This window comes from Paenibacillus sp. GCM10027626, assembly GCF_042676285.1.
Lineage (GTDB): Bacteria > Bacillota > Bacilli > Paenibacillales > Paenibacillaceae > Paenibacillus_Z.
In genome coordinates this window covers 79,335-102,606 of the sequence record NZ_JBHTHC010000012.1, presented here as the reverse complement: position 1 = coordinate 102,606, position 23,272 = coordinate 79,335, and the positions used below count along the sequence as shown (strand labels likewise).

Annotated in this window: 19 protein-coding genes; 15 read left to right on the top strand and 4 right to left on the bottom strand. The window is 50.0% G+C overall.

Features of this window, described 5'->3' with window-relative positions:
• The first annotated feature begins 154 nt into the window (after nt 1-154).
• From ACFQ0N_RS22370 to ACFQ0N_RS22310, 13 genes are all read left to right on the top strand, one after another.
• The gene (locus ACFQ0N_RS22370; RefSeq protein WP_379330376.1) at nt 155-1,705 is read left to right on the top strand and encodes a type 2 periplasmic-binding domain-containing protein; all 1,551 of its coding nucleotides are present in this window, start codon (nt 155-157) and stop codon (nt 1,703-1,705) included.
• Nucleotides 1,706-1,719: 14 nt separating this feature from the next.
• Nucleotides 1,720-2,679, top strand: coding sequence for an ABC transporter permease (locus tag ACFQ0N_RS22365; protein WP_379330374.1), 960 nt, complete (start codon nt 1,720-1,722; stop codon nt 2,677-2,679).
• A gap of 15 nt (nt 2,680-2,694) precedes the next feature.
• On the top strand, nt 2,695-3,573 hold the full coding sequence (locus ACFQ0N_RS22360; RefSeq protein WP_379330372.1) for a carbohydrate ABC transporter permease: 879 nt from the start codon (nt 2,695-2,697) through the stop codon (nt 3,571-3,573).
• Between the two features lie 31 nt (nt 3,574-3,604).
• Entirely contained in the window at nt 3,605-6,502 is a 2,898-nt protein-coding gene (locus tag ACFQ0N_RS22355; protein ID WP_379330370.1) for a glucosidase family protein, read from the top strand.
• A 522-nt stretch (nt 6,503-7,024) separates the two neighbouring features.
• Entirely contained in the window at nt 7,025-8,680 is a 1,656-nt protein-coding gene (locus ACFQ0N_RS22350; protein WP_379330368.1) for a helix-turn-helix domain-containing protein, read from the top strand.
• 190 nt (nt 8,681-8,870) lie between these two features.
• The gene (locus tag ACFQ0N_RS22345) at nt 8,871-9,842 is read left to right on the top strand and encodes an iron-hydroxamate ABC transporter substrate-binding protein (protein ID WP_379330366.1); all 972 of its coding nucleotides are present in this window, start codon (nt 8,871-8,873) and stop codon (nt 9,840-9,842) included.
• A 30-nt stretch (nt 9,843-9,872) separates the two neighbouring features.
• The gene (locus ACFQ0N_RS22340; protein WP_379330364.1) at nt 9,873-10,880 is read left to right on the top strand and encodes a FecCD family ABC transporter permease; all 1,008 of its coding nucleotides are present in this window, start codon (nt 9,873-9,875) and stop codon (nt 10,878-10,880) included.
• Nucleotides 10,877-11,887 (top strand): FecCD family ABC transporter permease, encoded by a 1,011-nt coding sequence (locus ACFQ0N_RS22335; protein ID WP_379330362.1) that lies wholly within the window; start codon nt 10,877-10,879, stop codon nt 11,885-11,887. The genes ACFQ0N_RS22340 and ACFQ0N_RS22335 overlap by 4 nt, the downstream gene beginning before the upstream one ends.
• Nucleotides 11,888-12,170: 283 nt before the next feature.
• Nucleotides 12,171-13,079, top strand: coding sequence for an ROK family protein (locus tag ACFQ0N_RS22330; RefSeq protein ID WP_379330615.1), 909 nt, complete (start codon nt 12,171-12,173; stop codon nt 13,077-13,079).
• Between the two features lie 4 nt (nt 13,080-13,083).
• Nucleotides 13,084-14,286 (top strand): MFS transporter, encoded by a 1,203-nt coding sequence (locus tag ACFQ0N_RS22325; RefSeq protein WP_379330360.1) that lies wholly within the window; start codon nt 13,084-13,086, stop codon nt 14,284-14,286.
• A gap of 46 nt (nt 14,287-14,332) precedes the next feature.
• Nucleotides 14,333-14,614, top strand: coding sequence for a zinc ribbon domain-containing protein (locus ACFQ0N_RS22320; RefSeq protein ID WP_379330358.1), 282 nt, complete (start codon nt 14,333-14,335; stop codon nt 14,612-14,614).
• A gap of 110 nt (nt 14,615-14,724) precedes the next feature.
• Nucleotides 14,725-15,744, top strand: a complete 1,020-nt coding sequence (locus ACFQ0N_RS22315) for a helix-turn-helix domain-containing protein (protein WP_379330356.1) — start codon at nt 14,725-14,727, stop codon at nt 15,742-15,744.
• Between the two features lie 431 nt (nt 15,745-16,175).
• Nucleotides 16,176-17,369, top strand: a complete 1,194-nt coding sequence (locus tag ACFQ0N_RS22310; RefSeq protein ID WP_379330354.1) for an MFS transporter — start codon at nt 16,176-16,178, stop codon at nt 17,367-17,369.
• A 101-nt stretch (nt 17,370-17,470) separates the two neighbouring features.
• Here ACFQ0N_RS22310 and ACFQ0N_RS22305 read toward each other — a convergent pair whose 3' ends face one another.
• The 3 genes from ACFQ0N_RS22305 to csaA form a co-directional block, all read right to left on the bottom strand.
• Nucleotides 17,471-18,199, bottom strand: coding sequence for an S-layer homology domain-containing protein (locus ACFQ0N_RS22305; protein WP_379330352.1), 729 nt, complete (start codon nt 18,197-18,199; stop codon nt 17,471-17,473).
• A gap of 67 nt (nt 18,200-18,266) precedes the next feature.
• A complete protein-coding gene (locus tag ACFQ0N_RS22300) occupies nt 18,267-19,745 on the bottom strand; it encodes a M14 family zinc carboxypeptidase (protein ID WP_379330350.1) in 1,479 nt (492 codons plus the stop codon).
• Nucleotides 19,746-20,773: 1,028 nt separating this feature from the next.
• Nucleotides 20,774-21,103: a chaperone CsaA gene (csaA, locus tag ACFQ0N_RS22295; protein WP_379330348.1), complete on the bottom strand. Its 330-nt coding sequence runs from the start codon at nt 21,101-21,103 to the stop codon at nt 20,774-20,776.
• Nucleotides 21,104-21,253: 150 nt separating this feature from the next.
• On the opposite strand from csaA, the gene ACFQ0N_RS22290 reads away from it, so the two are divergent.
• Both ACFQ0N_RS22290 and ACFQ0N_RS22285 read left to right on the top strand, forming a co-directional pair.
• A complete protein-coding gene (locus tag ACFQ0N_RS22290) occupies nt 21,254-21,529 on the top strand; it encodes a hypothetical protein (protein ID WP_379330346.1) in 276 nt (91 codons plus the stop codon).
• A gap of 16 nt (nt 21,530-21,545) precedes the next feature.
• Complete coding sequence (locus tag ACFQ0N_RS22285; protein ID WP_379330344.1) at nt 21,546-21,716, top strand: RsiV family protein; 171 nt, start codon at nt 21,546-21,548, stop codon at nt 21,714-21,716.
• A 93-nt stretch (nt 21,717-21,809) separates the two neighbouring features.
• Here ACFQ0N_RS22285 and ACFQ0N_RS22280 read toward each other — a convergent pair whose 3' ends face one another.
• Nucleotides 21,810-23,162, bottom strand: coding sequence for a TrkH family potassium uptake protein (locus ACFQ0N_RS22280; protein ID WP_379330342.1), 1,353 nt, complete (start codon nt 23,160-23,162; stop codon nt 21,810-21,812).
• Between the last annotated feature and the right edge of the window lie 110 nt (nt 23,163-23,272).

Below are 23,272 nucleotides of genomic sequence, written 5' to 3'. Positions count from 1 at the left end.
ACTTTGTATATAGCGCAAACAGGCCGGATTTGCAACAGAAAAGGGCAAAGAGTCAATATAGGTTCCTTTTTTGTCCGATCCCCTTATTTTTCCTCTTGATTCGTATGCCTATAATTAACTGTGAAGACAAAATAAACAGAGGGGACTAAACATAATGAAAAACATCAAGGTTGTAAGTGCGGCGCTGGCACTGCTTCTTAGCGGGATGGCAATCGCCGGATGCTCCTCGAATGAAGCTAAGACTCCGGCGAACGCCGGGCAAGGGGAAGGCGAGAGCAAAAAGAAAATCACAATTGAATTGCTTGAAGGCGGATGGGATAACACGCCGACAGATGAACATGATCCATTCAAAAAATGGATTGATGAAAAGTTCAACGTTGATTTCAAGCTGAGCAATGTGACCCAGGCCGATTTTGAAACTAAAGTGTTGACCCGTTTCGCTTCGCAAGATCCGCCGGATATCATTTATACCCATGACCGCAACGTGATGATGAAGCTGTATAATCAGGGCGTCTTGCTGGAGGACTGGAAGCCTGTATTGGATAAGGTACCAACAATTTCCAATGTGCTCGATGATGCGGCAAAGGGCTTTGTTACGATCGACGGCAAAATGATTGCACTTCCGAAACCGCCCGATCTGGGGAACTGGTCGCTGAAAATCCGCAAGGATTGGCTGGAGAACCTGAAGCTGGACATTCCGCGTACCGATGAGGAATTGATAGAGGTTATGCGTCAATTTACGTTTAACGACCCGGACAACAACGGCAAGAACGATACTTGGGGCATCAGTTCCAACGGGGAAGGCAAAAGTATAGGTACGCTTGCCAGTCTGGAGGCGATGTATGGTCCAATAGGGTTTCAAATCAAGGACAATCAGGTTGACCATTCCATCGTGAACGGCACTCACAAAAAATTCCTTGATTTTATCAAGAAAATATCGGACGAGAAATTGATCGATCCGGACTGGTATACGCAGAGCTGGGCGCAAAAAGGAACGAAAACATTTACGGATAAGCTGGGCGTAGAGTGGTATCCGGGTGTTCTTGCAGCCGAATACGATCAGAACAATGGCTCTAACGGAAAAGCGGCAGATATCTGGGAGTACATGGACATGCCTAAGGGCTCTGATGAAGGGGGAAAAGTATTCCCGGGGGCACCGATTGGCGGGATGATCAGCATCTCTGCCAAGGCAGCTCAGGATCCTGAGAAGCTCGAGCGGATACTGGAGCTGGTTGACGCCGTTTCCTATCCGAATGAAGGCTTCTGGGCGCTGCGCTGGGGCGTAGGCATTGCCGATCAGAAAGTAATCGATTTGGAGGGCGGTTCGAAGTTCTTCTCACAAAGCGATTCCGACTACAGAAAGAAGGTTACCGGAGCGTGGGACTATGGCACTTGGATTGCCACCAACCGCGATCAGGTACTGCAAACGCCTTCCAAGGAGCCGGGGCCGGTGGAGAAGACAATGATTGAGTTAGACCAGAAGGCAACTGCGGCGGAAACCTATAAGAACTACGAAGCCTTTCTAACGCTTGATCCTCAGCTGATCAGTGATGTCGGCAAGCTTCAGCAGGAGTTTGATATTAAATATGTTTTAGGCGAGAGCACGGATTATGAAGGGTTTGTGAAAAATTGGCTTGCTTCCGGAGGCCAGCAGCTTCTGGATCAGGCAAAAGAGCAGTTCACCGCTGCCGGACAACTGAAATAGCGAGGACAGCTTATATGAAAACCATGTATCAAGAAGCAGTTGCCTCACGGCCGGCAGCGGGTGGCAATAAACGCTCGCTGGCGGCAAGGATGAGGCCTTTCTGGCTGTTGTATTTGCTCCTGATTCCGATTCTGGCTTACTATTGCATCCTGCGTTACTATCCAATGGTGCTGCAAATTATACTGTCATTCAAGCAGTATACGCTAATGGGCGGCGTGTGGGGCAGCAAATGGGTCGGTGTAGACAATTTTAACAAAATTTTTTCAAGCGACGAATTTTATCGCGTCCTTTTCAATACGCTTGAGATCAGCTTGCTGAGAATGATAGTCGGATTCCTTCCGCCTATCATTCTGGCCATCATGCTGTTCGATCTGCACTCCAACAAATTAAGACGGTTCAGCCAGACGATTCTTTATATTCCTCATTTTTTTTCGTGGGTTGTGATTTACGGCGTAGTGTTCGCCATGTTTTCCAATGCAGGCTTTATCAATCAAATCATGATGCAATTCGGCGGGGAGGCCCAAAATTTTCTGCTCTCGGAGCACTGGTTCCGGCCGCTTGTCGTCGGTTCCGCTGTGTGGAAGGAAATCGGATGGGGAACGATTATTTACTTGGCAGGGCTGACGATGATCGACACATCGCTTTTCGATGCCGCGAAGATCGACGGTGCCGGCCCGTTTCGCCGGATTTGGCATGTGACCCTTCCGGGCATCCGCCCGGTTATCATCTTTTTATTCACGCTGTCGCTGGGCGGCATATTGAATGCCGGCGGTGAACAAATCCTGCTGTTCTATAGCCCTGCAACTTACCGTGTCGGCGACATTATTGATACTTTTGTATACCGGCAGGGCTTGGCGCAACTGCAATACAGTCTGGCCAGCACCGTGTCACTCTTTCAATCTTTCATCGGGATTGTCCTTATCCTCGTTTTTAACCGCATTTCCAAAAAAACGACGGGTACCGGCATCTGGTAAGGAGAAGTATGCATTATGGCGGAAAAAACTTATAAATGGCTTTCAATTACGATTATTCTGGCATTGGTAGTCTCATCCCTTGTTCCTTTACTGTATGTGCTCGCCACTTCACTCGTAACGGAGAAAGAGTATCTTGCCAAAGGCGGCTTTATATTATTCCCTTCCGAACCGACGCTGCTTGCTTACAAGCGTTTGTTTAACGGCTCGCTGTTTACCGACGCGCTTCTTGTAAGCGCGACCCGTACAGCTCTGGGAACGGTGTTGACGCTGGCCACCACAACTATGCTGGCTTACATCGTCTCCCGCAAGAGCATGCCGGGTCGCAAACCGGTTCTGCTGGCGGTATTGATCACCATTTTGTTCAACGGCGGCCTGATTCCGACTTATTTGGTGGTTCAGGAATTGCACCTGCTCGACAGTATTTGGGCGCTTGTTATTCCCGGACTTGTGGACAGCTGGAGCGTGCTGGTGTTAAAGCAATTTTTTGAAAATTTGCCTGCGGAAATGGAAGAGTCGGCCAAGATGGACGGAGCCGGCGAGATCCGGCTGATGACCAACATTATGATTCCGATGGCGCTGCCCGCGATGGCGGCAATTGGATTATTTACAGCGGTTGGACAATGGAATGCCTGGTTTGATGCGATGATCTATTTGCATAATCCCAAATGGTATCCGCTGCAGCTGCTCATTTCCAACATGTTCTCCAGCTCAGCGCTGACGAGCATGGGCAATGTGGCTCAAACCACAGCACTGGTGAATATGCAAAATCGGGTTTCGACAGAAACATTGAAAATGGCGTTAGTCGTGTTCGGAACCGTGCCGATCCTTTGTGTATATCCATTTTTGCAAAAATATTTTACGAAAGGCATGTATTTGGGAGCAGTCAAAGGATAAGTTGATTTTGAAAAGGAGCGTGGGTGTATTCATGAAGAAAGCATTTCGCATCATGACAACTGCAACAGTAATGACCTTGCTTCTATCCGGTATGCCTGTTCAGGCATCGGAAGACGCTGCCGCATCTGGACAAGAAACAGACAACAACGCAAATGGTTTTGTAAAAACTTCATCCCCTGCCGTTACGGACAATTCTAATCTGTTCTGGTCGATTTACGGAGTGGCGGAGCATCCGGATCCGGATATTAAAGGGAACCGGTATGGCGACAATACGGCTTGGACCGAATGGGATGCTTTGAAATTTGCCTGGACCGGATCCAAGGATTATCGCACTCATGTCAAGCAATCCTTGAACCGGGCTGTAAAAATAAACGGTTATAACGCGACCGGATCGCAGCCGGACGGGTATATCTGGTCATGGGGGATATCGGAGGCTTGGCCTGACGGTTCCTACCACTATGATCAGAATCCGCGCTTCATCAATGCAGTCTACAATATTTACATGTGGACGAAAGATGATGACTACCTGAATAAAATGCTGCCTAAAGCAGAACTTGTCATGGACAGTTATTTGCTGAATCATGAACAAGGCGGCAGCGGCGTGCTGACGATACCAAATACGGCCAACAACGGCACAACGAATGGCGATCCGAGCAATTATTGGGATCAGGCCAGGTACGGGTACCAAGACGCTTGGACCAATGAAGCCTTTTATACTGCTTTGAAGAGTATGGCCGAACTGGAGCTGGCGCAAGGAAAGACCGTGAAAGCCCAGCAGTATGAAACGCTCGCCGCTGCTTTCCCGGCCCGCTATAACAGTGCTTTCTGGAATAACAGCACGAACAGGTATAGCGGCTGGAAGGATGTCAATGGGACTGCCCATGATTTTGGCTTTACTTTTATTAATATGGAAGCTTTGGCGCGCGGTCTGGGCGATGAGAATAAAGCGCAGCAGATTTATGAGTGGATCGACGGAGGGAATGCTGAGCCAACCGTCGGCGGGGCACATCCCGGCAGCACGGATGTGTATCAGCTGGTTGTGGCTCCGCGCACGAACACAGTGAACATTCCCAATGCATACAGTGATCCGTGGTCCGATCCGCCAACCGGCCCGAGACCTTATGGGGAAGGGCTGCCGAACGGGGGTGCAGCGATGTGGACCTCGTATTATGACATTATGGCCCGTCTGCAATATTTAGGTGCAGACAATGCCTTTGCCCGGTATGATGCGATGTTGAGCAGAGTGGCTTCCGATTCGAAATTTTTGACGTTCAATCCTGCTTCCGGCAGATTCTATAACGATTTTGGCGAGAGTCTGGTGGAGATAGGCTCAAATGATCCGTTCCCCGAGACGGGCATCGCCATGCTGCCCTATGTTTACGGTTTTATCGGGGCTAAGGCGGATCTTGCAGGTTTTCATCTGACACCAGATCTGCCGACAGCCTTGCTCTATGCGGAAGCGGCACAGATGAATTACGCCGGACATCCGATGACGGTAAAAGTCAGCCGTGGCGAGCAGGTTATTGAAAACGAAGCCTACAATGCGGCTATCGCGGTGAATGCGAACAGCACCGCTACCCAGGGTTTTACGGCAGCTGCGCCATTTAACGAAATCGGAGTCTATCTGAAACCGCATGCAACGGGAGAGGCTACAGTTGCAGTTGGGCTGGAGAAGTTGGCCGGCGGTGTGTGGCAGCAGATTTCATCTCGATCCGTTGCTTACGTTAACCGCGAGGAATGGGTATACATGGCCGTACCGGAGCAGGAGCAGGGAGCGACCTACCGCATCCGCATATCGGCCACATCAGGATCAGGGGCGTTCTCCTGGTTTGTCCAACAGAACGGGGCGACAGACGGTGCTGCTTTTTTGAACAACCAGCCCGTTAACGGCAGCTTCGGCTTTCGCGTCATCCACAGCGCGCAATCAACCGTATTGCAACAGACCCAATTCGACACGTCCGATTCAAATAATCAGATATTGGGTCAATCGTTTATCAGCGGGGTTCCGTTCAACCGTGTCGGGATTATGATTGATACACCTGCAGGGGGAAGCGGAGAATTTACGCTAACGCTATATAAGAAGCTGAACGGGAAGTGGACCAAGCGCACGCAGCAGATATACCAAAATGCGCAGGGTGTTCAGAGCGGCCGGAACAGTCAAGGCGGCCAAGGCGGTCAAGGAGGCCAGGGCAGCCGAGGAGGTCAAGGCGGCCAAGGCAGTCAAGGAGGCCAGGGTGGCCGGTCCGGGAATGCTGGCAGCGGCACGTCATCTGAAGTTGTACTGAACTTTTCTACGGAACAGCCTGGAGAATACAAGCTGGAATTGAGCCGCCAGCAAGGAACCGTCGGTTGGCTTCGAAATTCGCAGTCGGCGGCGGCGGACGGTTTTGAAGCCTCGACAGATGGGGCATTGGCGGCAGGGAAAAGATGGTTCAAAGTCTATCGCGACCAGTATCATATCGTGATTCCGGAACTTCAGGTCGATGCCGTGGTTGCTGCCGGGGATACGTATTCCATAACGAACCTGACTCCAATCATTACGCCGGATCCTGTTCTGAGCATCCCGGAACCGCTCACGGCAGGCAATTCACTCGGTCAAAGCTTTGCATCGTCCGAAGCGTTTAATACGCTGATCCTCAATACGCCGACCTGGACAAACACAGATTCGCGCTATACTGTCACGTTAAAGAAGACAGGTCCGGCAGGAGAGGCGCTCTTTACAAAAGAAATCGTAAATGTGATAGACGGCAATAATACCATTCAGGTTGGCTTGCAACAGCCGGGAAGCTATTATGTTGAAATCAGCAATCCCTACAAGTCAGTCGGATGGTGGACCGTGGATGACACACGTTCAGACGGAACCGCATTCCAGAACGGATCGCCTATTCTGGATCAGGATCGGCTGATGGAAGTAAAACTGGTTCCATAGCTGGTGAGGTAAGCAGTATCAACGGATCCAGGTCCGCTCCGGTTCGCTTCTGTTCATGAAGAACGAATGCTAACGGAAGTCACAGCCGCTATTTGCGAAAAAACGACCGTTTTGAAATTGTAACGGAACTGAGAGCGCTTATTGATGAAGATGAGCCCGATTTCGCAAGGAAACGTCGAATTAAGAGCGCTCACTTCCGTTTAGATTTCAAAAAGAAGGGTTATGGGCGAAATAAGGTCTGTGGCTTCCGTAAGAAGAAACCGCTTTGTAGCTTGCCCCTTCTTCGAGGCTCAAACCACTGACCGCCGCTGCCGACGATGAATGCTAATTGAATTTTAGGGGAAGAAACTTGTTCCGCGCAAAGGACGCCGCTAGGCGTTTTTTTCTTATTCGTCTAGAATGGGCGCTGTCTATAGCACCACCACGTTTATAGCGGACAGAGCTGCTTCCATTTTCGGCTTTACGCCTATCTATAGTATAATATGATGAACTGTTCACTCACTATTAATGGAGGCTTTAATTGTGAATTATGCTGACTCGGAGTGGGAAGAATCTTATTTTCCATTATATGCTTCATCCGGCGTTGTTTCATTGTATGGAACCTCGAATCTTCCAATGCACACGATCAATGAGCCTTTAACGGTTGTCATTGCAATGGCCAGCGGAAAAGGAAGCCTGCAGGCGGACAATAGAACCTACGAGCTTGAGGAAGGAAGCGTCGTCCTGTTGCCTGCACATTGTCAGGCCTCTTTAATAATGGATCGCCAGGAATCGCTTCATGCCTATATGCTGAAAATCAGCACGCAAGAGAAGCTGCTCCCACACCGTTCGGAGGCAGTTATGCAGCGAAGCGAAATGACGTCCCGCCGGCATGTACGCTGCCATCTATACGAACCGACGATCGTCGCCAAGGTGGAGGAATTATACGTCCATCGTTCCCCCGCTGACGAAGTCCGCCATGTTCGGAATCAATTGCTTCTGCATGAAATCATTCTGAGCCTGCTGGAACGGGACGAGGCCAAATACAGGGCCAATGAGCAGCCGAGCATGGAGCGCAGCATCGCTTATATGGAAAACAATTTCAGCAACAAAATATCGCGTGAGCAGTTGGCTGCCTATGCCGGTATTAGCCGATCCCATTATTCCATTCTGTTCAGGCAGCATACCGGATTTTCGCCTAGCGACTATTTGACGCGCCTGCGCGTGCATCGGGCAATCGAGCTGCTGATGACCTCTTCCGGCACGCTTAGGGAAATTGCCCTGAAAGTGGGATACCGCGATGAGTTTTATCTCAGCCGCCGTTTTAAACAATTGACCGGAGCCGCGCCCTCCGGCTACAATCCCGGGTCAATCCCGCGTGTCGCAGTAGTGCTAATCCCCTATGCCAGTCATTTGCTGCTGCTCGGACTGGAGCCTGCCGTTACGATCTCAGACCAAAGCACCTATGTGCATACTGCCGGACTGAAGAAGCCGGAGTCGATGATTTTCATAGATGCAGAGAGCACTGTTGACCAGATGAAGTCGGTGTTGCTTGCCAACAAGATTGAGCTGATCATCGCGGCCAGGCAGCATCTGCAAGGTATGGGGCTGACCCCAGAGCAGCTGCGCGCGGTGGCGCCGGTGATAGAGATTCCGTGGATGGAGATTGGCTGGAAGGAGCAGCTGCGCTTAATTGCCAAAGCCGTCCGGCGAAGCGAGCAAGCCGAGCGCTGGCTGGCTGCTTTTGAGCAGGAGGAGCGGGCGGCCCGTTTGGCGGTGCAGCACAGCGCGGTTGCGGAAGAATGTGTAACGATTTTCGTTTTGCGGCCGGAAAAGCTGCTCGTTTATGGCGGGCGTAATATCGGCTATGTCATTTATCAATCGTTGGGCCTGAAGCCACCGGCGCTTATTCAGCAGCAAATGGAGAAGCAGCGAGATCAATTTCATTCCGTTCCGATTGCGCTGTCGCAGCTTGCCGATTATGCCGGAGACCGGCTGCTTGTCGTAATGTATCCCGATGAGCGGGGCTCAACTGCTCATGCCGAGAAAATATTCCAGTCTGCCGAATGGAACGCGCTGCCCGCCGTCCGGCGCAAATGTGTACATATGCTTGATATCGATGAATGGGTGCCTTACAATCCAGTTTCTATCCGCTTGCAGCTTCACCGGGCGGAGGCTTTGTTCAATCATCCGGTATAAAGCGGGAGGAATGCCTGTGCTGCGCGGAAGGCGCGGGCAGCCCGCTGGGGGCGTTTAAAAATACAAAGCTCTTTTCGAACAAAAAGGCATGGTATAGCGGAGAGGGGATCAATATAATAGTCTATGTCGGTATTGATAATGATTATCAATATTAACGAATTCAACGATTGCTTAAAGGGGAGTCATATTGATGAGAAAGCTTTTTTTGCCGATCATTTTAATTTTAGTTGTTGTGCTGAGCGCTTGCGGCAGCAGCGAGCAGAAAGACGCAGGTGGCGAAAGCGGCAAGCCTGCGGAATCGACTTCCAATAACCCGGCGCCGTCCAATTCCTCGGACAAGGAGTCTGCCACAAGGACCTACCAATCGGAGGAAGGGCCAATTGAGGTTCCGGCGAATCCGCAGCGGGTCATCGTCCTTACCCGCTTCTTGACAGGCAATGTTATGGCGCTCGGTGTTCCTGTAGTCGGCGTAGACGAGATGTCCAAGGATAATCCCAGATTCCAAGAGCAGCTGAAAGATGTCGAAGCGATATCGGATGAGAGCCTTGAAAAAATTATGGAGCTGGAGCCGGACCTCATTATCGGGCTTGACGGCGTCAAAAATATGGATAAGCTCAAGCAAATCGCTCCGACAGTCGTATATACATATGACAAGGTCGACTATTTGACGCAGCAAATTGAAATCGGCAAGCTGCTGAACAAAGAGCAGGAAGCACGGGCTTGGGTCGACGATTTCAAAGCGCGGGCGCAAAAGGCCGGTGATGAGATTCGGGCCAAAATCGGCGAAGACGCCACGGTTTCGGTCATCGAGACGTTTAACAAGCAGCTTTACGTTTATGGCTATAATTTTGGACGCGGCACTGAAATTTTATATGATGAATTCAAGCTGAAAATGCCGGAGAAGGTCAAGGAAGCGACGAGCAAGGACGGCTATTTGGCTCTCTCGACAGAGGTTTTGCACGATTACCTTGGCGATTATGTTATTTTCAGCAAAAATGCGGAAGAGGACAGTTCCTTCCAGAATACCGAGCTGTACAAAAATTTGCCTGCCGTCCAAAATAACCGCGTCTTTGAAGCCGATGCGAAAACATTTTATTTCCGCGATCCGCTCAGCCTGGATTACCAGCTTGATTTCTTTATTCAGAGCTTCCTGGGCAAATAATTATGAACCGTGCAAAGAGATGAGATTCCTATGAAAAGAAAACAACGCGTCATCCCTTTTCTGTATAAAATAATTGCCGGTGCAGCAGTGCTGGTCCTTTGCTTCATCGCGGCAATGCTTTTCGGCGCTGCTGATACGACGCTGCAAGACCTGTGGCTGGCGCTGTCGTCCGACGCTTCAAGCAACACCATTTTGGCGCTGCGCGAAATCAGAATGCCCCGCGAGCTTGCAGCGATGCTCACCGGGGCGGCGCTGGCCGTATCCGGGGCAATTATGCAAGGCGTGACCCGCAATCCGCTGGCCGACCCCGGCTTGCTCGGTCTGTCCTCCGGCGCCAATATGGCGGTGGCGCTGGTCTTCGTATTTTTGCCCGGGCTGAATAATTTCGGAATTATGGTCGCCTGCTTTTTCGGCGCAGCTCTGGGAGCGACGCTCGTATTCATTCTCAGCTCGGCAGGCAAGGGCCGGCTGTCCCCGATTCGTGTCGTACTCGCCGGCTCGGCTGTATCCGCCTTTCTTTATGCGGTCTCTGAGGGAATCAGCATTGCTTTCAAAATTTCCAAGGATGTGTCGATGTGGACCGCTGGCGGGCTGATCGGCACGACATGGGGACAGCTTCAGACGATAGCTCCTGTTATTATTGTTGGCGGGGTAGCGGCTGTCGTGCTCTCCAATCAGGTGACCATTCTCAGCTTGAGCGATGATGTAGCGAAGGGGCTTGGACAAAGGCTGGCGCTGATTAAAACTGTTCTGTTTGTGCTCGTTGTATTGCTAACCGGCGCATCGGTTGCGCTTGTAGGGAACATTGCGTTTGTCGGGCTGATGATTCCGCATATCGTCCGGATGATTGCCGGCACCGATTACCGCTATATTATGCCTCTCTCCGTGTTTGCGGGAGCGTCTTTCATGCTGCTGGCCGACACATTGGGGAGGACGATCAATGCGCCGAACGAAACGCCGGTGGCGGCAATTATCGCCTTGCTGGGCTTGCCTTTCTTCTTGCTTGTCGTACGCAAAGGAGGCAAAGCGCTCTCATGATAAAAGCTGCACAAATTCGTAAACAAAGGCTGATCGTGCTCAGCTCTCTGCTGCTCATTATGATAACGGCTTTTGTGAGTATGGGCTGGGGATATTCGTCCTTGTCCTTTGGCCGCCTGCTTCCTGTTTTATTCGGCGACGGCACCCCCAATGAGGATTTTATTCTGTTTTCTGTCCGTTTGCCGCGAGTCCTGATTACGCTGCTGTCAGGAATGGCGCTGGCGCTATCCGGCTCGATTCTGCAAAGCGTTACCCGCAACGACCTGGCCGATCCGGGAATTATCGGCATTAATTCTGGAGCAGGCGTAGCGATCGCGATTTTTTTCTTGTTTTTCCCGATTGACGTCGGATCGTTCGCCTACCTTATGCCGCTCGTGGCCTTTGCCGGCGCCCTGATTACCTCTGCGCTCATCTATATTTTTGCTTTCAGCCGGACGCGAGGGCTTAATCCGATCCGGCTGGTGCTGATCGGGGTAGGCTTTTCGCTGGCATTATCCGGCATTATGATTATGCTTATTTATTCGGCGGAACGCGCCAAGGTTGAGTTTATTTCCAAATGGCTTGCCGGCAGTATCTGGGGAACGGATTGGCCGTTCATCAGAGCGCTGCTTCCTTGGCTGCTGCTTCTGCTTCCATTTACGCTTTTCAAGTCACGCGCCCTTAATATTCTCAGTCTTAATGAGGAGACGGCAATCGGCGTCGGACTGCGGCTGGAGCGGGAGAGACTGTTCCTTATTCTCGCGGCTGTTGCTGCAGCCGCAGCCGCGGTATCCGTTACCGGAGGCATCGCCTTCATCGGCCTCATGGCTCCGCATATTGCCAAGGCGCTTGTCGGCCCGCGCAATCAGCTGTTTATTCCCGTAGCCGTCTTGCTGGGCGGGTGGCTGCTGCTGATTGCCGATACGATCGGCCGCAATCTCGCCGATCCTGACGGTATTCCCGCCGGCATTATGGTATCGCTGATCGGCGTGCCTTACTTTGCCTATTTGTTGCTTAAGAAGCATTGATCATATGGAAAGTAGAGCGGCCTCGCCAGCAGCCAATAAACTGCTGGAGAAGCCGCTCTTTTTAATTAACAGCAAATTGTGATTGACGATTTTCTTGAAGCAGAATTATAATATGACTTATTATAAATATTTTAATAAGTACTTAGAAAAGGGTGTTCCAATGTCGCAAATTTCTAATAATGCGATTCGGGTCAAGCAAATCAATGTCGAGCTGGTGAAAAAAACGTTGAAAGCGATGGGATGCGGCACAAAGCTGGCCATTGCCTCTGCTACAGGCTTGAGTGTGGCGACATGCGGCAATATTTTGAATGAGCTGCTGCAAAGCGGCGAAGCGTTGGAGCTGGAGCTGGAAGAATCAAGCGGAGGGCGTCCGGCCAGAAGATACAAGCTGAACGCCGACTACTCGTATATCGCCTGCCTATATGTAAAATCGGAGGGTGGCGTCCATTCCATGACCTATGGGGTCGCCAATTTGCTCGGCGAGCTGGTCGAGGAACAGACTAGTGTGCTGGAGGGAATTGAATATGACAGCATTGAACACCAGCTTGATGCGTTGATTGAGCGGCACGGGAATATTAAAGCGATCGGGATCGGCATTCCGGGTGTCGTGAATAATGGCGTGATTGGCGTTTGCGATATTGCGGCGCTGTCCGGACGAGAGCTGGGCGCCGAGCTGAAGGGAAAATACGGGCTGGAGGTAACGGTCGAAAATGACATGAATTTGACCGTTTACGGTTTTTACAGGCTGCAAAACTTCGATGCCGAGCAAACGTTTGCCGTCGTCACACTTGCTAAGGATACCTTTCCCGGAGCGGGCTTTATTGTCAATGGCAATATTTTGCGGGGCAACACTCACTTTGCCGGGGAGGTTTCTTATTTGCCTTTTGCGCTGACACGTGAAGAACAGCTGAAGCGGACGTCCACTTCCAGCGGTTTTTTGCCGTTGGCCGTTCAAATTACAACGAGCATTGCAGCGCTTATTAACCCCGTGTCAATCGCGCTTACTGGCGAGCTGTCCAGCGAAGAGCTAATGGAAGAAATTTATGCAGGTTGTCTGCAGTATATCCCGCAGGAGCATATGCCGGAGCTGCTAGTAAAGAAAAACACACATGATGAATATTTGCATGGTCTGGTCTCGGTTACGCTGGAAAGCTTGGCCTGCAATTTTCAGCTGGTAGAAAAGAGGATTTAGCAGCATGATGGATAGGAAACAGGAGCCGGAAGTATCAATGAAGCTGTGGCGGATCTCATTGTTTATTATTTTTGCATTGCCTGGGCTGGCATTTTCCACATGGGTAACCCGGACGCCGACGGTGCGCGATCTATTGGCTGTGTCTACAGCAGAGATGGGCTGGATTATTTTTGGGCTGGCAGTAGGCTCGCTCGCCGGACTCGTATTTGCCAGCCGTGCTGTTGCCCGCAAAGGGGCCAGATTCATTATTGTCATTTGCGGACTATTGTTTATGCTTGGACTCGGAGCCGTGGGCGTATCCGCCTATTTTGCCTCCAGTACAGCGGTGTTTCTCAGCTTGCTGTTCTTTGGCTTGGGCTATGGTCTTGCGGAGGTCGCCTTGAATGTAGAGGGAGCTGCGCTTGAACGTGCTGCGAATAAAACGCTGATGCCGGCGCTGCATGCCGGATTTAGCGCGGGCACGCTGGCCGGAGCGGGGATCGGCTCTGCTGCCGCGGCCTACGAGGTGCCGATTTTGCTGCATCTTGGCAGTGTGGCCGTTATTTTGGCAGCTGTTATGCTCTATTTTTATCGCTATTTGCCTGAGGGGACGGGAAAGGAAGAGCAGCGGCAGTCAAGCGGAGGCTCGATCCCGCTTCAAGAACGGCTCGGCGTATGGAAGGAGAAACGGATCATTATGATTGGGCTGGTGGTACTGGGGCTGGCATTTACTGAAGGTACGGCGAATGATTGGATTCCGATTTTGATGGTAGACGATTATCAGGTAAGTGCGGCGACTGGATCGCTGATCTTCTCTTTATTTGTAGGCGCGATGATGGTTGGACGGCTGTTGGGGGGATATTTTCTTGACCGCTTCGGCAGGGTCGCAGTTCTGCGCGTGACGATTATAATGGCAATTGTTGGAGTGCTGCTCGTCATTTTGGGTCAGCATTATATCGTGGCTTCAGTCGGTGTTGTTTGCTGGGGCTTGGGAGCTGCCCTCGGCTTTCCCGTCGGCATGTCAGCTGCCGGAGATGAGGAGCAGGGCGCGGCGGCCCGGGTAGGGGCCATTGCAATGATCGGCTACATCTCTTTTCTTGTCGGTCCCCCATTTATCGGACTGATGGGTGAACACTATGGCCTGCAGCGGGCATTAATCGCTATCTTAATCTTTTTAGTTATTTCTGCGCTGCTAGCACGTTCGGTTAACCCGGTTCGCAAGAATTAACGTATAATAGAACTTGGAAATCATGGTTGAGAATGGAGGGGGAGCTTTGGAGGCGATTGGCGTTGGAATTGTCTGGATTTTGGGAATTATTGTGACCTATATGATCCTGCAATCGATTATTTTGGGCGCTATTAATCATTCGAAACTGGCACATGATGTGAATGAAATCAAGGCTTTATTAAGTCAGATTGTAATACCTGAAAGTAAAGCTGCGTTCGACGAAGCGACGAGGGAGAAGTGTCCCGGCTGCGGCTCTCCCGTCTTAAAGACAGCCATCTATTGCTCGGCATGCGGCTTACGGCTGCATGGAGTGGATGAAGATGTCTAAGAAGTCTAGCAACCGTTGAATGCATGATTGATAATCCTCTGTTCCTCCTGTACAATAGGGATTATATGATAATGATTCTCAATTGATGGAGCGAAAGAAGGGGAACGATCATGCCTGCTACGATTGAGCTTAGCAATTTAAATGAATACTTCGATCGTTTCTCCGCACTTCTTGATGGGCAAAAGCAGCATTTGACGGGAGATGACGGGGTGCGTACCGTGCTTGCGCCGCAATTCGGGGAGGGCAGCATTACCCGAATCCCGATCAGGCGCGGTATGGAAGTCGTGATTACGGATATGATGCTGGATGAAGATATGAAGCTGCACGTTCAGAACTCGTATGGCTTGTTCGAGCTGAATTACTGCCTGGATGGGCAAATTTACTGTGCGTGGGAAGGCAATGAGCATTATACGGGGCAGCATAACGGCAACGTATTTTTTATGGAAAATATAGAGCTGTACATGGAGAAAAAAGGCGGTGTCCGCACGCAGACGGTTGAAATCCGTTTTAGCCCGGATGAGCTGCTCCGATATGTCGCAGGAACGTCCGATCAGGTTGAGATGGAGAAGCTGCTGGCCCGCCATAAAGGCAAGCTCTCGCGCTATGAAGACTCGCCCGCGATTCAGCGCTGTGTTCACGACTTGTTCCATATTCATCGCCAAGGGCCGATGAAGCGGCTGTTTGCGGAATGCAAGATCATGGAATTGATCGCGCTCATTGCCGGAGAACAGGCTGCAGATGAACATAAGGTGCTATCCATCGCCCTTACAGCAGATGATGTGAGAAAATTGAAGGAAGCAAGGGAGTTGATTGTCCGCCGCCTCGAAAACCCGTTATCTGTGAAGGAGCTTGCACTGCATGTTGGGCTGAATGAATACAAGCTCAAGCGCGGCTTTCGCGAATACCATGGGATGACGATTTTCGAACTTGTCCGTCAGGAGCGGATGAAGCGGGCAATTGGCTTGATGGAGGATGAAGGGCTTAACGTCAGTGAGACGGCTGCCTGGCTGGGGTACAGCAATATGAGTAATTTTACAGCAGCCTTCAGGAAGCAGTACGGTGTGAATCCCGGACAATATATTAAGGCATTGAATCGGCGGATCGAGCGTCCGCTTCATTTGCCGCATTGATCGTATGACAACGAGGGCTACCTTCGAGTTATCGCTAAGATAAATCGAAGGTAGTTTTTTTTCTGCATAACAATTTATAACTCACCTTTAACGAACCTAACAACCCCTATTCGGCCCAAAATAGGGCCTTGTGGACTCTAACGAATCTACCGATCGTTATTCACAGAAAATCGACTGCTTCCCCGCCCTTTTTCCAGAAATAGCGTGTCTCTGGTTCGTTACAGGTGGAGCAAGCCGATTTTTCGGCCAATAGCGTGTGTCAGGTTCGTTAGCCCTTGGTTATTTCATAACCAACCGAAAAATTTGCCCGCTCCTTTTGCAGGGGATAATACTCCTTTGACAGGTAGTCGCTGCATCGCCTTGTACAGCATAATAAAGATAAAGAAATACGGATGGTACCGGTTCATGGAGAGAGAGGAGTCACATACCGTATGAAAAAGAACTTTATCGTTATCTTTATTACTGTACTTGTAGCGATGGCCTCGATTGCGACATTCAATCCGATCCTTGGCTTGCTTGCGCGTAATTTGGGGTTATCGGAAATTCAATCCGGCAGCCTGGTCACAATTACAGGATTGCTATGGATTATTGGCAGCTTTTTATGGGCAAAATGGGCGCGTACTCGCAGAAAGCAGGTCATGATTATTGCGTTAACCGGTTACGTGCTTACTTTAGGGGCGTTTGCTTATGTTGCCGATTCAGCGGCGGAAGGCGCGGCGAATTTAACGCTGCTCTATTGGCAACTGTTTGCTCTGCGGGCGGTTGGCGGTTTTTTCTTTGGCGCGATACCGGCAATGGCGCAAAGCTACCTGATGGAGTGGACGACAGCGGAAAACCGTGCAGCGGGGATGGCCTTGTTTGGCGGAGCGAATGGGCTTGGCTTCGTATTAGGGCCGGCGCTCGGTGCGTCACTCACTTCTGTTGGCTTTACAGCTCCGATGTATGCTTCAGCGATTCTTATTGTCATTGTTATCTTTATTTTCGGCGCGGTCATTCCGGCAGGCAAAACGGCTGCAGGTGGCCAGCGCGGCGGAGCGATATCGGCTTTTGACCCGAGAATCAGGCTTTTTATCGGCATTGGACTGATTTTGTCTACCGTTATGATTATTTTGCAGGTGACCTGCGGCATTTATATTCAAGACCGTCTAGGCTATTCTGCGACGAAGTCGGCGCAAGCTGTCGGCATCGGGCTGTCGATTGGCGGCCTGCTGGTCGTAGCCGTTCAGCTCATTATCGGGCGATTGTTGAAAGGGAAACCAAAAATACTATTACGAGTCGGCCTAACGGCACTTAGTGCGGCATTTCTATTATTTCTGCTGGCGCCGGCGCTCTATATGGCCGTGTTTGTATTGTTCGGTATTGGCATCGGCTTTACGCTTCCCGGCTATATTACCGCGGCATCGCTGGCAGTTGCCGAGCAGGAGCAGCCGTCGGTTGCAGCTTATACGGCAGCCGCACAAGGGATGGGTACCTTTATTGGACCATTGACGGGGACATTTTTGTATTCCCTGCAATTGTCGATTCCCTATATCGTATGTGCAGCCCTTCTTCTTATTTTTTTGGCGCTTGTGCTCATGAAAGGCGGGCAGGCTGCTGTGTCGAAGCGTCAAACTACAAGCAGCTAGAGCATAGCAGGTGGAAACAAAACCGTCCCCCTTCCTTATAGGTTAGAGGGACGGTTTTTCAATAGTGCGGTTAGAATGTGCCTTACGGAGCCGTTTTTTCTTTATTGCGTTTCAGTGGATACAGTCTCATCTGTGCTTCCGTTGTTCGGATCAACTTGATCGGCAGGCACTGCCGGCTCCTTCTGATGGTTCTCCGCGAAGGCGATGGCATTGTACAGTATCGCTGCCGCTTCGCCGCGCGTAATAATTTGCTTCGGATTGAAGTTGCCGTCAGCATCCAGTTCAGTCAGCTTATATATAAGAGCACGTTGGATCGAACCTTGGTAGGATGGCTCGATTTGATCTTCATCGTTAATGGTAATGTACATTTTAAACAGCGGGTAGTTGCCCGTTGATTCCAGACCTTGTATAAGATAATGCAGGAAAGCTTCGCGAGTCAACTGCTCGTTCGGATCGACATCTGCAGGCAGATCTACACCATTGATCTTGGCAACCATCATCGCATTGGCATACCAGGCCTTATCATTGGTCACTTTGGAGAACATATCGCTGGCAAGCGGCTCTTTGATGAAGGTGAATGCAGCAAGGCTCAAATTCATCGATTTGACGATCATCGCAGCGCCCTGCGATACAGTCACTGCTGTATCCGGCTTGAATTCAGTCGCAGATACGCCGTGGACGATGCCGCGCTCCTTCAAAGACTCGATTTGCGTCCGGGCACTGTTTTTCCCAATATCGGTAAAGGCCGTTGTTGCGGCAAAAGCCTGCCCGGCAACTGGCAGTACAAGGGCACAGGATAAGACGGCTGCTGTTAATGTACGTTTATTCATGACGGATCACTCCTGCATCTGGTTAGTTAGCATTTGAACCGGTTCTTTCTAACAGACGCAGGCGGTTCTATTTTTGTTGCAAAATTTCTTTAGCATCGCTTCTTTCAATCCAGCGTAATCCTTCCGTAGTAGAGACAAGCAGCCAATCCGGCCAAACCTCGCGCACACTGGCCTGCTGAAGGGCGAGCTGCGGTGCTGGCTCTTTTTCATGCGGCGACTGGTAGCTTGCAATCTCCGGCGTCAGTTCGATCAGCAGCTGCTCTGGTATATCTACAGGACCGGAAAGCACGTAGCGCGAGGAAATCCATTTATTTGGCTTCGCTGCTGTTTTGTCGTCGTTTGCGCCTGTTATTGGCTGCACCTCCAGCCAATCTCCTTTTTTACGCAAAGTTTTATAGCGGCCAGGTGAGAGCGTGCCGAGCTTTTGCGCGTTCAGATCAGGGTATAAGAAGGCGGTTGCAGCAGCAGTTAGCCGAATATCGGTATGCAGCGGCGCAGCCTGCTGCTTTTTCATCCATAAATCATAGGCGGTTTGAGCCATCAGCCAAATTGTATTTTTCTGCTGGCTCCAAATTCTGCTCCATTCGGTAAGCGGCACATTGGTTTCGCCTGCTGAGCGGCCAAGCTCCGGCGTTAAGCCCGGGCGGCCGAAATCTTGAATGAACCAGTCGGTAAAGCCTCCTCCGGATGGGTTAGCGCTGGGAGTCACCATCCGATAGCCGGTCATTCGGGCATATGCGGAAGCAAATGCATAATCGCGAGCCAGGTTAGCCGGCTTCGTATGAAAATTCCAGTACAAGATTTCGCCGGAGCTATGATAGGCAACAGCAATTTCCGGATTTGTCCGTTGCGTTAATTCATAGACGGCTTTAACCTCCTTAGCCTGTAAAGGCTTGTTTCCTTTGTAGTTCATATAAGATGGCTTTGCAGCGGGGAAGTGAATATGCTCCCAATCCGCCGGATATTGCCGGTTCAGGTCGATCCCTTTGCCATTGGCTTTCCAGCGCTTGAAGTTGGCGCTTCCGCCGTTCATGCCAATGAGCGCTGCATGGTCGGCTTTAGGGAAAGCGGAAAGCCCCAACTGCTGTAAGGTGACGCCGTCCGGATTGACCATTGGCAGCAGGCGGAAGGTAACGTGATCCAGCAGCTCGCGGGCTTTAAATCCCCCGGAAAGTGAGCTGTTATTTTCATATTGAATCGCCATATGTTCAAGCATCATCATCATGTTGACGGTCGTAATCCATTCCCGCGCATGGTGGGAGCCGAGCAGCAAAATAACTGCCGGTCCGCGGCCGATGTCGGCAGTCAGCAACTCACGTCCATATTCGCTTTCTCCGGCAGTGTCCAGTGTAATCAGCTCGGGGTACTTTTTGGCTAATGCTTTAAGGTCGGAGGTCATTCGTGCATAGGTATAAATTTGTTGGGGATTGACAATAGGGTCAGACGATTGAGGCTGGGAATTGGCGGAAGCAGAGGAGGCGAATGCGCCCATAAAAAGACTGCATAAAACGACAAGTGCGACAAAGCTGCGACGGTTGAAATGCATAGTAGTACTAATCTCCTAATTGTGTGATAGTTTTGTATAGACAAAGTTCGACACGAATAAGGAGATTCCTTTGCTCTAGCGAGGAAAAATTTCTCAATATCAGTAGTTTTGAACTAGTTAATGCGGAAAACACATAGATAGGGAGTCCGCTTGTCGACGACGACCGAACTCCCTATCATAACCTGTCCGAACTATTCAATTGTTACTGCACACTCCGTTCTAACAACTTCCGTTGCCTGATTGTCTTTTTACAGTCATCCATTCAAAGAAGTTTAAATTTTTTTCAAGTGCCATTCTTTGGGTTCCCACATGTCTCGGTAAGCTTAATAAACTGCTTACTCCTTCCTTATTTTTAAAATATAAGCGTGTAAAGGTTCACCTTATCCTTCGCTTATATTTCTAAGGGGAAGAAACTTGGCGACAGCGCTACGAACAGCCGTTTCTTCTGGCCTGAACGCGATCTTGAAATGGATCGTTAGCGCCCTGCTATAGCCGACAGGGGTAAGAGTGCCGGATATGTAGACGCTGACCTCAATTTTTAATCCAAATCAACGATTCCACTACAGGCGGCTATACTTGATTTTATAGAATCTATAAGTTTTCACCCGATAAATTCTATAAAACATCAGGGGAAGAAACTTCGTGATAGCGCCATGGACGGCTCAACCGTTTCTTCTCATTGCACTCGGTGTAACTTCCCGAAATCCCGTTCTCCAATCAGAGAAGCTTACCGGCAACAAGCCCTAGAGACATGCTTCGCTTACCTGCTTCAATGGACTATCCCCTCTCTGTGGACTAACCACTCCAGTAAAGACTGATTCGGAGGTATTTGTCTTGTACCGGGTGATATGTCTCTATTATAAGAGAATATTAAACTTGTGTAAATATTCAGAAAATTTAAAATTGAATGAAAAATCATAGGTTATCGCCTATTTTCGCGTTATTTCAAATTAGTTTGTTGCATTTTCACGATTTTTCTAATTATCAGCAGAAGAAGTCAAGGTATGACAATCTTCTGCTAATGATGTTCAGGCGATCGGAGTCCCATTCGGCAGCGGTTCATCGGGACGCAGCAAGACAACATCGTCGGTACCGGGAACGCCGCCGAGTACGAGTACTTCTGATTTAAAGCCGGCTATGCGGCGCGGCGGAAAATTAACGACCGCTGTTATTTGGCGTCCGATTAAAGCTTCGGGCGTGTAGCGCTTCGTTATTTGGGCGCTGCTTTGCTTAATACCCAGCTCGCCGAAATCAATTTGAAGTTTAATCGCGGGTTTCCGCGCTTCCGGAAAGGGCTCAGCATTAATTATGGTTCCGATCCGAATATCGATTTTGAGGAAATCTTCGATAGTGGCCAACGATCATGCACTCCTTTATGCTTCCTGCACTCTGAACTCAGCTTACGATAACATAAGAAGACAGAGAATGTAAAATGGCCTCCCTTAAATTGGTATTCGACAAATAGGTGCGTTATAGTTTAATTAGGTCGTGTTAAAAGGAGAATGATGATGAATAAACGGAGAAAAAGTCAGCTGCTGCTGACATTGCCATTGGCTGCAGCAATGATGACTTTTGCTGCTTTGCCCGCTGCTGCCCAGCCTTTTACGGAACAAGCAGCAAAGCCGCAATCTTCAAAACTGCAGCTGAACACGATGTCGATGATTGTTAATGGACAAGCGCTGCAGGTTCCCGCCGGTCTGGCAGGGAATGAAACGTATATCGGCTTGCTTGACGCTGCAGCAGGCGGCAGGCAATCACCCGGATTACATAGATATCATCAATAACGAGATCAAGCGCCAGATGAAGCAAAAAAATGTTGAACTGCTCAGTCCGTTTAAAACGATTGACAAGGACCAGCGTTACTATTTGCGCGGCAATGCAATCGTCGTTTATTTTTCCCTGTATGAGTATTACCCTTATGTCGAAGGAATCCCGGCCTTTGCAATTCCGCTGTCTGCATTTAAGCAGTAACGAAAAAGAAGCGGAGTCTTAGTTCCGCTTCTTTTTTTGGTACGCCCAGCTTGGGCTTCATCTTTTCATCTTATACAACAATTGACGGAACTCTCACTGCCCAATCATAACATGCTCTTTCGGGTAACGAATACGGACAGGCTGTTCATCTTTGCGCAGCAGCAAAAAGTTGACAATGCCGATCCGCCCAATAATCATCATAAAGATCAGTACGAGTTTGCTTGCTACGCTTAAATCGCCGGTAATGCCTGAGGACAGGCCCGTCGTACCAAAAGCGGAGCAGACCTCGAAAATAAGCCACTGAAACGGAAACGACTCAAACAGTGTAAGCAAAATAACCGCCGAAAACACGAAGCCGATTGCGACAAAGAACACGATGAAGGCACGGCGAATATCTTCTTCCTCCAGCTCTCTGCCGAACACCTTGACCTCCTTATAGCCCCTCATATAAGCAATAGTTGCAGCAAACAGTACAAAGAGTGTCGTTGTCCGAATCCCGCCGCCCACACTGCTTGGCGAAGCACCGACAAACATTAAGCCGGACAGCATCAACAATGTAGGCCCGGTCAGCACCGAAATGTCCATCGTCGCCAATCCGCCGCTGCGCGAAGATACGGAGTGGAACAAGGAGTAGAAAAGCGAATCGCCCCAGGACTTGTCCGCCAGGAAATGATTGTATTCGAGTAAAAAGAACAAGACTGTTCCGCCTACAATGAGTACGGCGAAGGTGAAGGTCGTAATTTTGGTGAAAAGTGAAAAATGATGCCGCTTCTCCTTGCGGCGAATGAGCCGGTGCTTCAATTCCAGCAATACCGGAAAGCCGATTGCCCCGCTAACAATAAGACACATGATGACAGATTGATAAAAATAATCGCCGGCAAAGCTGATCATCGAATCTTCGCGCAAAAAGAAGCCGGCGTTCGTAAACGCGCTGACAGAGGTAAACAAGCTATGGAAGTAAGCTGTATACCAATGGTCATAATAGCCGGCAAACAAGGTGTAAGTACCAAGTATAATGGTGCCGATAAATTCGATGGATACAGCAAGCACCAAAATATTGCGCATTAATTGCACCAAGCCGGACAAGCCGCTGCGGTTATGATCAGCGGCAATCGTAATCCGCTGCTCCAGCCCGATCCGTTGGCCGAATATTAACCAGAACATCGTACTGAGGGTCATAATGCCAATGCCCCCGATTTGAAATAAAATAATGAGCAGTACGATGCCGCTCATATTAAACACTTCGTGAATCGTTACAACGCTGAGCCCTGTTACGCTCACTGAACTCGCCGAAGTAAACAGCGCATCGATGAATGTCAATGTCACCCCAGGATTATGAAAAAACGGGAGGCGCAGCAGTACGGCGGAAAGCAAGATTGTAATAATGTAGAGTAGAACAACAAGTTGAACAGAGCTTAACCTTCGTTTACGGGAAGGTAAACGCAAATAAATCGCCTCCAGCAAGCTTAGTGATGATAATAAAAACGGGGGCAGGGGGACTTTGCCTTGCCTTTCCGAAACTAATATGTCAATCGGACCGAAGATCCGCTATTTTG

Excerpts from the sequence above, each read along its gene's own strand:
- ACFQ0N_RS22370 (WP_379330376.1), top strand. The coding sequence starts at position 155 with ATGAAAAACATCAAGGTTGTAAGTGCGGCGCTGGCACTGCTTCTTAGC.
- ACFQ0N_RS22365 (WP_379330374.1), top strand. The coding sequence starts at position 1,720 with ATGAAAACCATGTATCAAGAAGCAGTTGCCTCACGGCCGGCAGCGGGT.
- ACFQ0N_RS22360 (WP_379330372.1), top strand. The coding sequence starts at position 2,695 with ATGGCGGAAAAAACTTATAAATGGCTTTCAATTACGATTATTCTGGCA.
- ACFQ0N_RS22355 (WP_379330370.1), top strand. The coding sequence starts at position 3,605 with ATGAAGAAAGCATTTCGCATCATGACAACTGCAACAGTAATGACCTTG.
- ACFQ0N_RS22345 (WP_379330366.1), top strand. The coding sequence starts at position 8,871 with ATGAGAAAGCTTTTTTTGCCGATCATTTTAATTTTAGTTGTTGTGCTG.
- ACFQ0N_RS22340 (WP_379330364.1), top strand. The coding sequence starts at position 9,873 with ATGAAAAGAAAACAACGCGTCATCCCTTTTCTGTATAAAATAATTGCC.
- ACFQ0N_RS22335 (WP_379330362.1), top strand. The coding sequence starts at position 10,877 with ATGATAAAAGCTGCACAAATTCGTAAACAAAGGCTGATCGTGCTCAGC.
- ACFQ0N_RS22325 (WP_379330360.1), top strand. The coding sequence starts at position 13,084 with ATGATGGATAGGAAACAGGAGCCGGAAGTATCAATGAAGCTGTGGCGG.
- ACFQ0N_RS22315 (WP_379330356.1), top strand. The coding sequence starts at position 14,725 with ATGCCTGCTACGATTGAGCTTAGCAATTTAAATGAATACTTCGATCGT.
- ACFQ0N_RS22310 (WP_379330354.1), top strand. The coding sequence starts at position 16,176 with ATGAAAAAGAACTTTATCGTTATCTTTATTACTGTACTTGTAGCGATG.
- ACFQ0N_RS22305 (WP_379330352.1), bottom strand. The coding sequence starts at position 18,199 with ATGAATAAACGTACATTAACAGCAGCCGTCTTATCCTGTGCCCTTGTA.
- ACFQ0N_RS22300 (WP_379330350.1), bottom strand. The coding sequence starts at position 19,745 with ATGCATTTCAACCGTCGCAGCTTTGTCGCACTTGTCGTTTTATGCAGT.
- ACFQ0N_RS22290 (WP_379330346.1), top strand. The coding sequence starts at position 21,254 with ATGAATAAACGGAGAAAAAGTCAGCTGCTGCTGACATTGCCATTGGCT.
- ACFQ0N_RS22285 (WP_379330344.1), top strand. The coding sequence starts at position 21,546 with ATGAAGCAAAAAAATGTTGAACTGCTCAGTCCGTTTAAAACGATTGAC.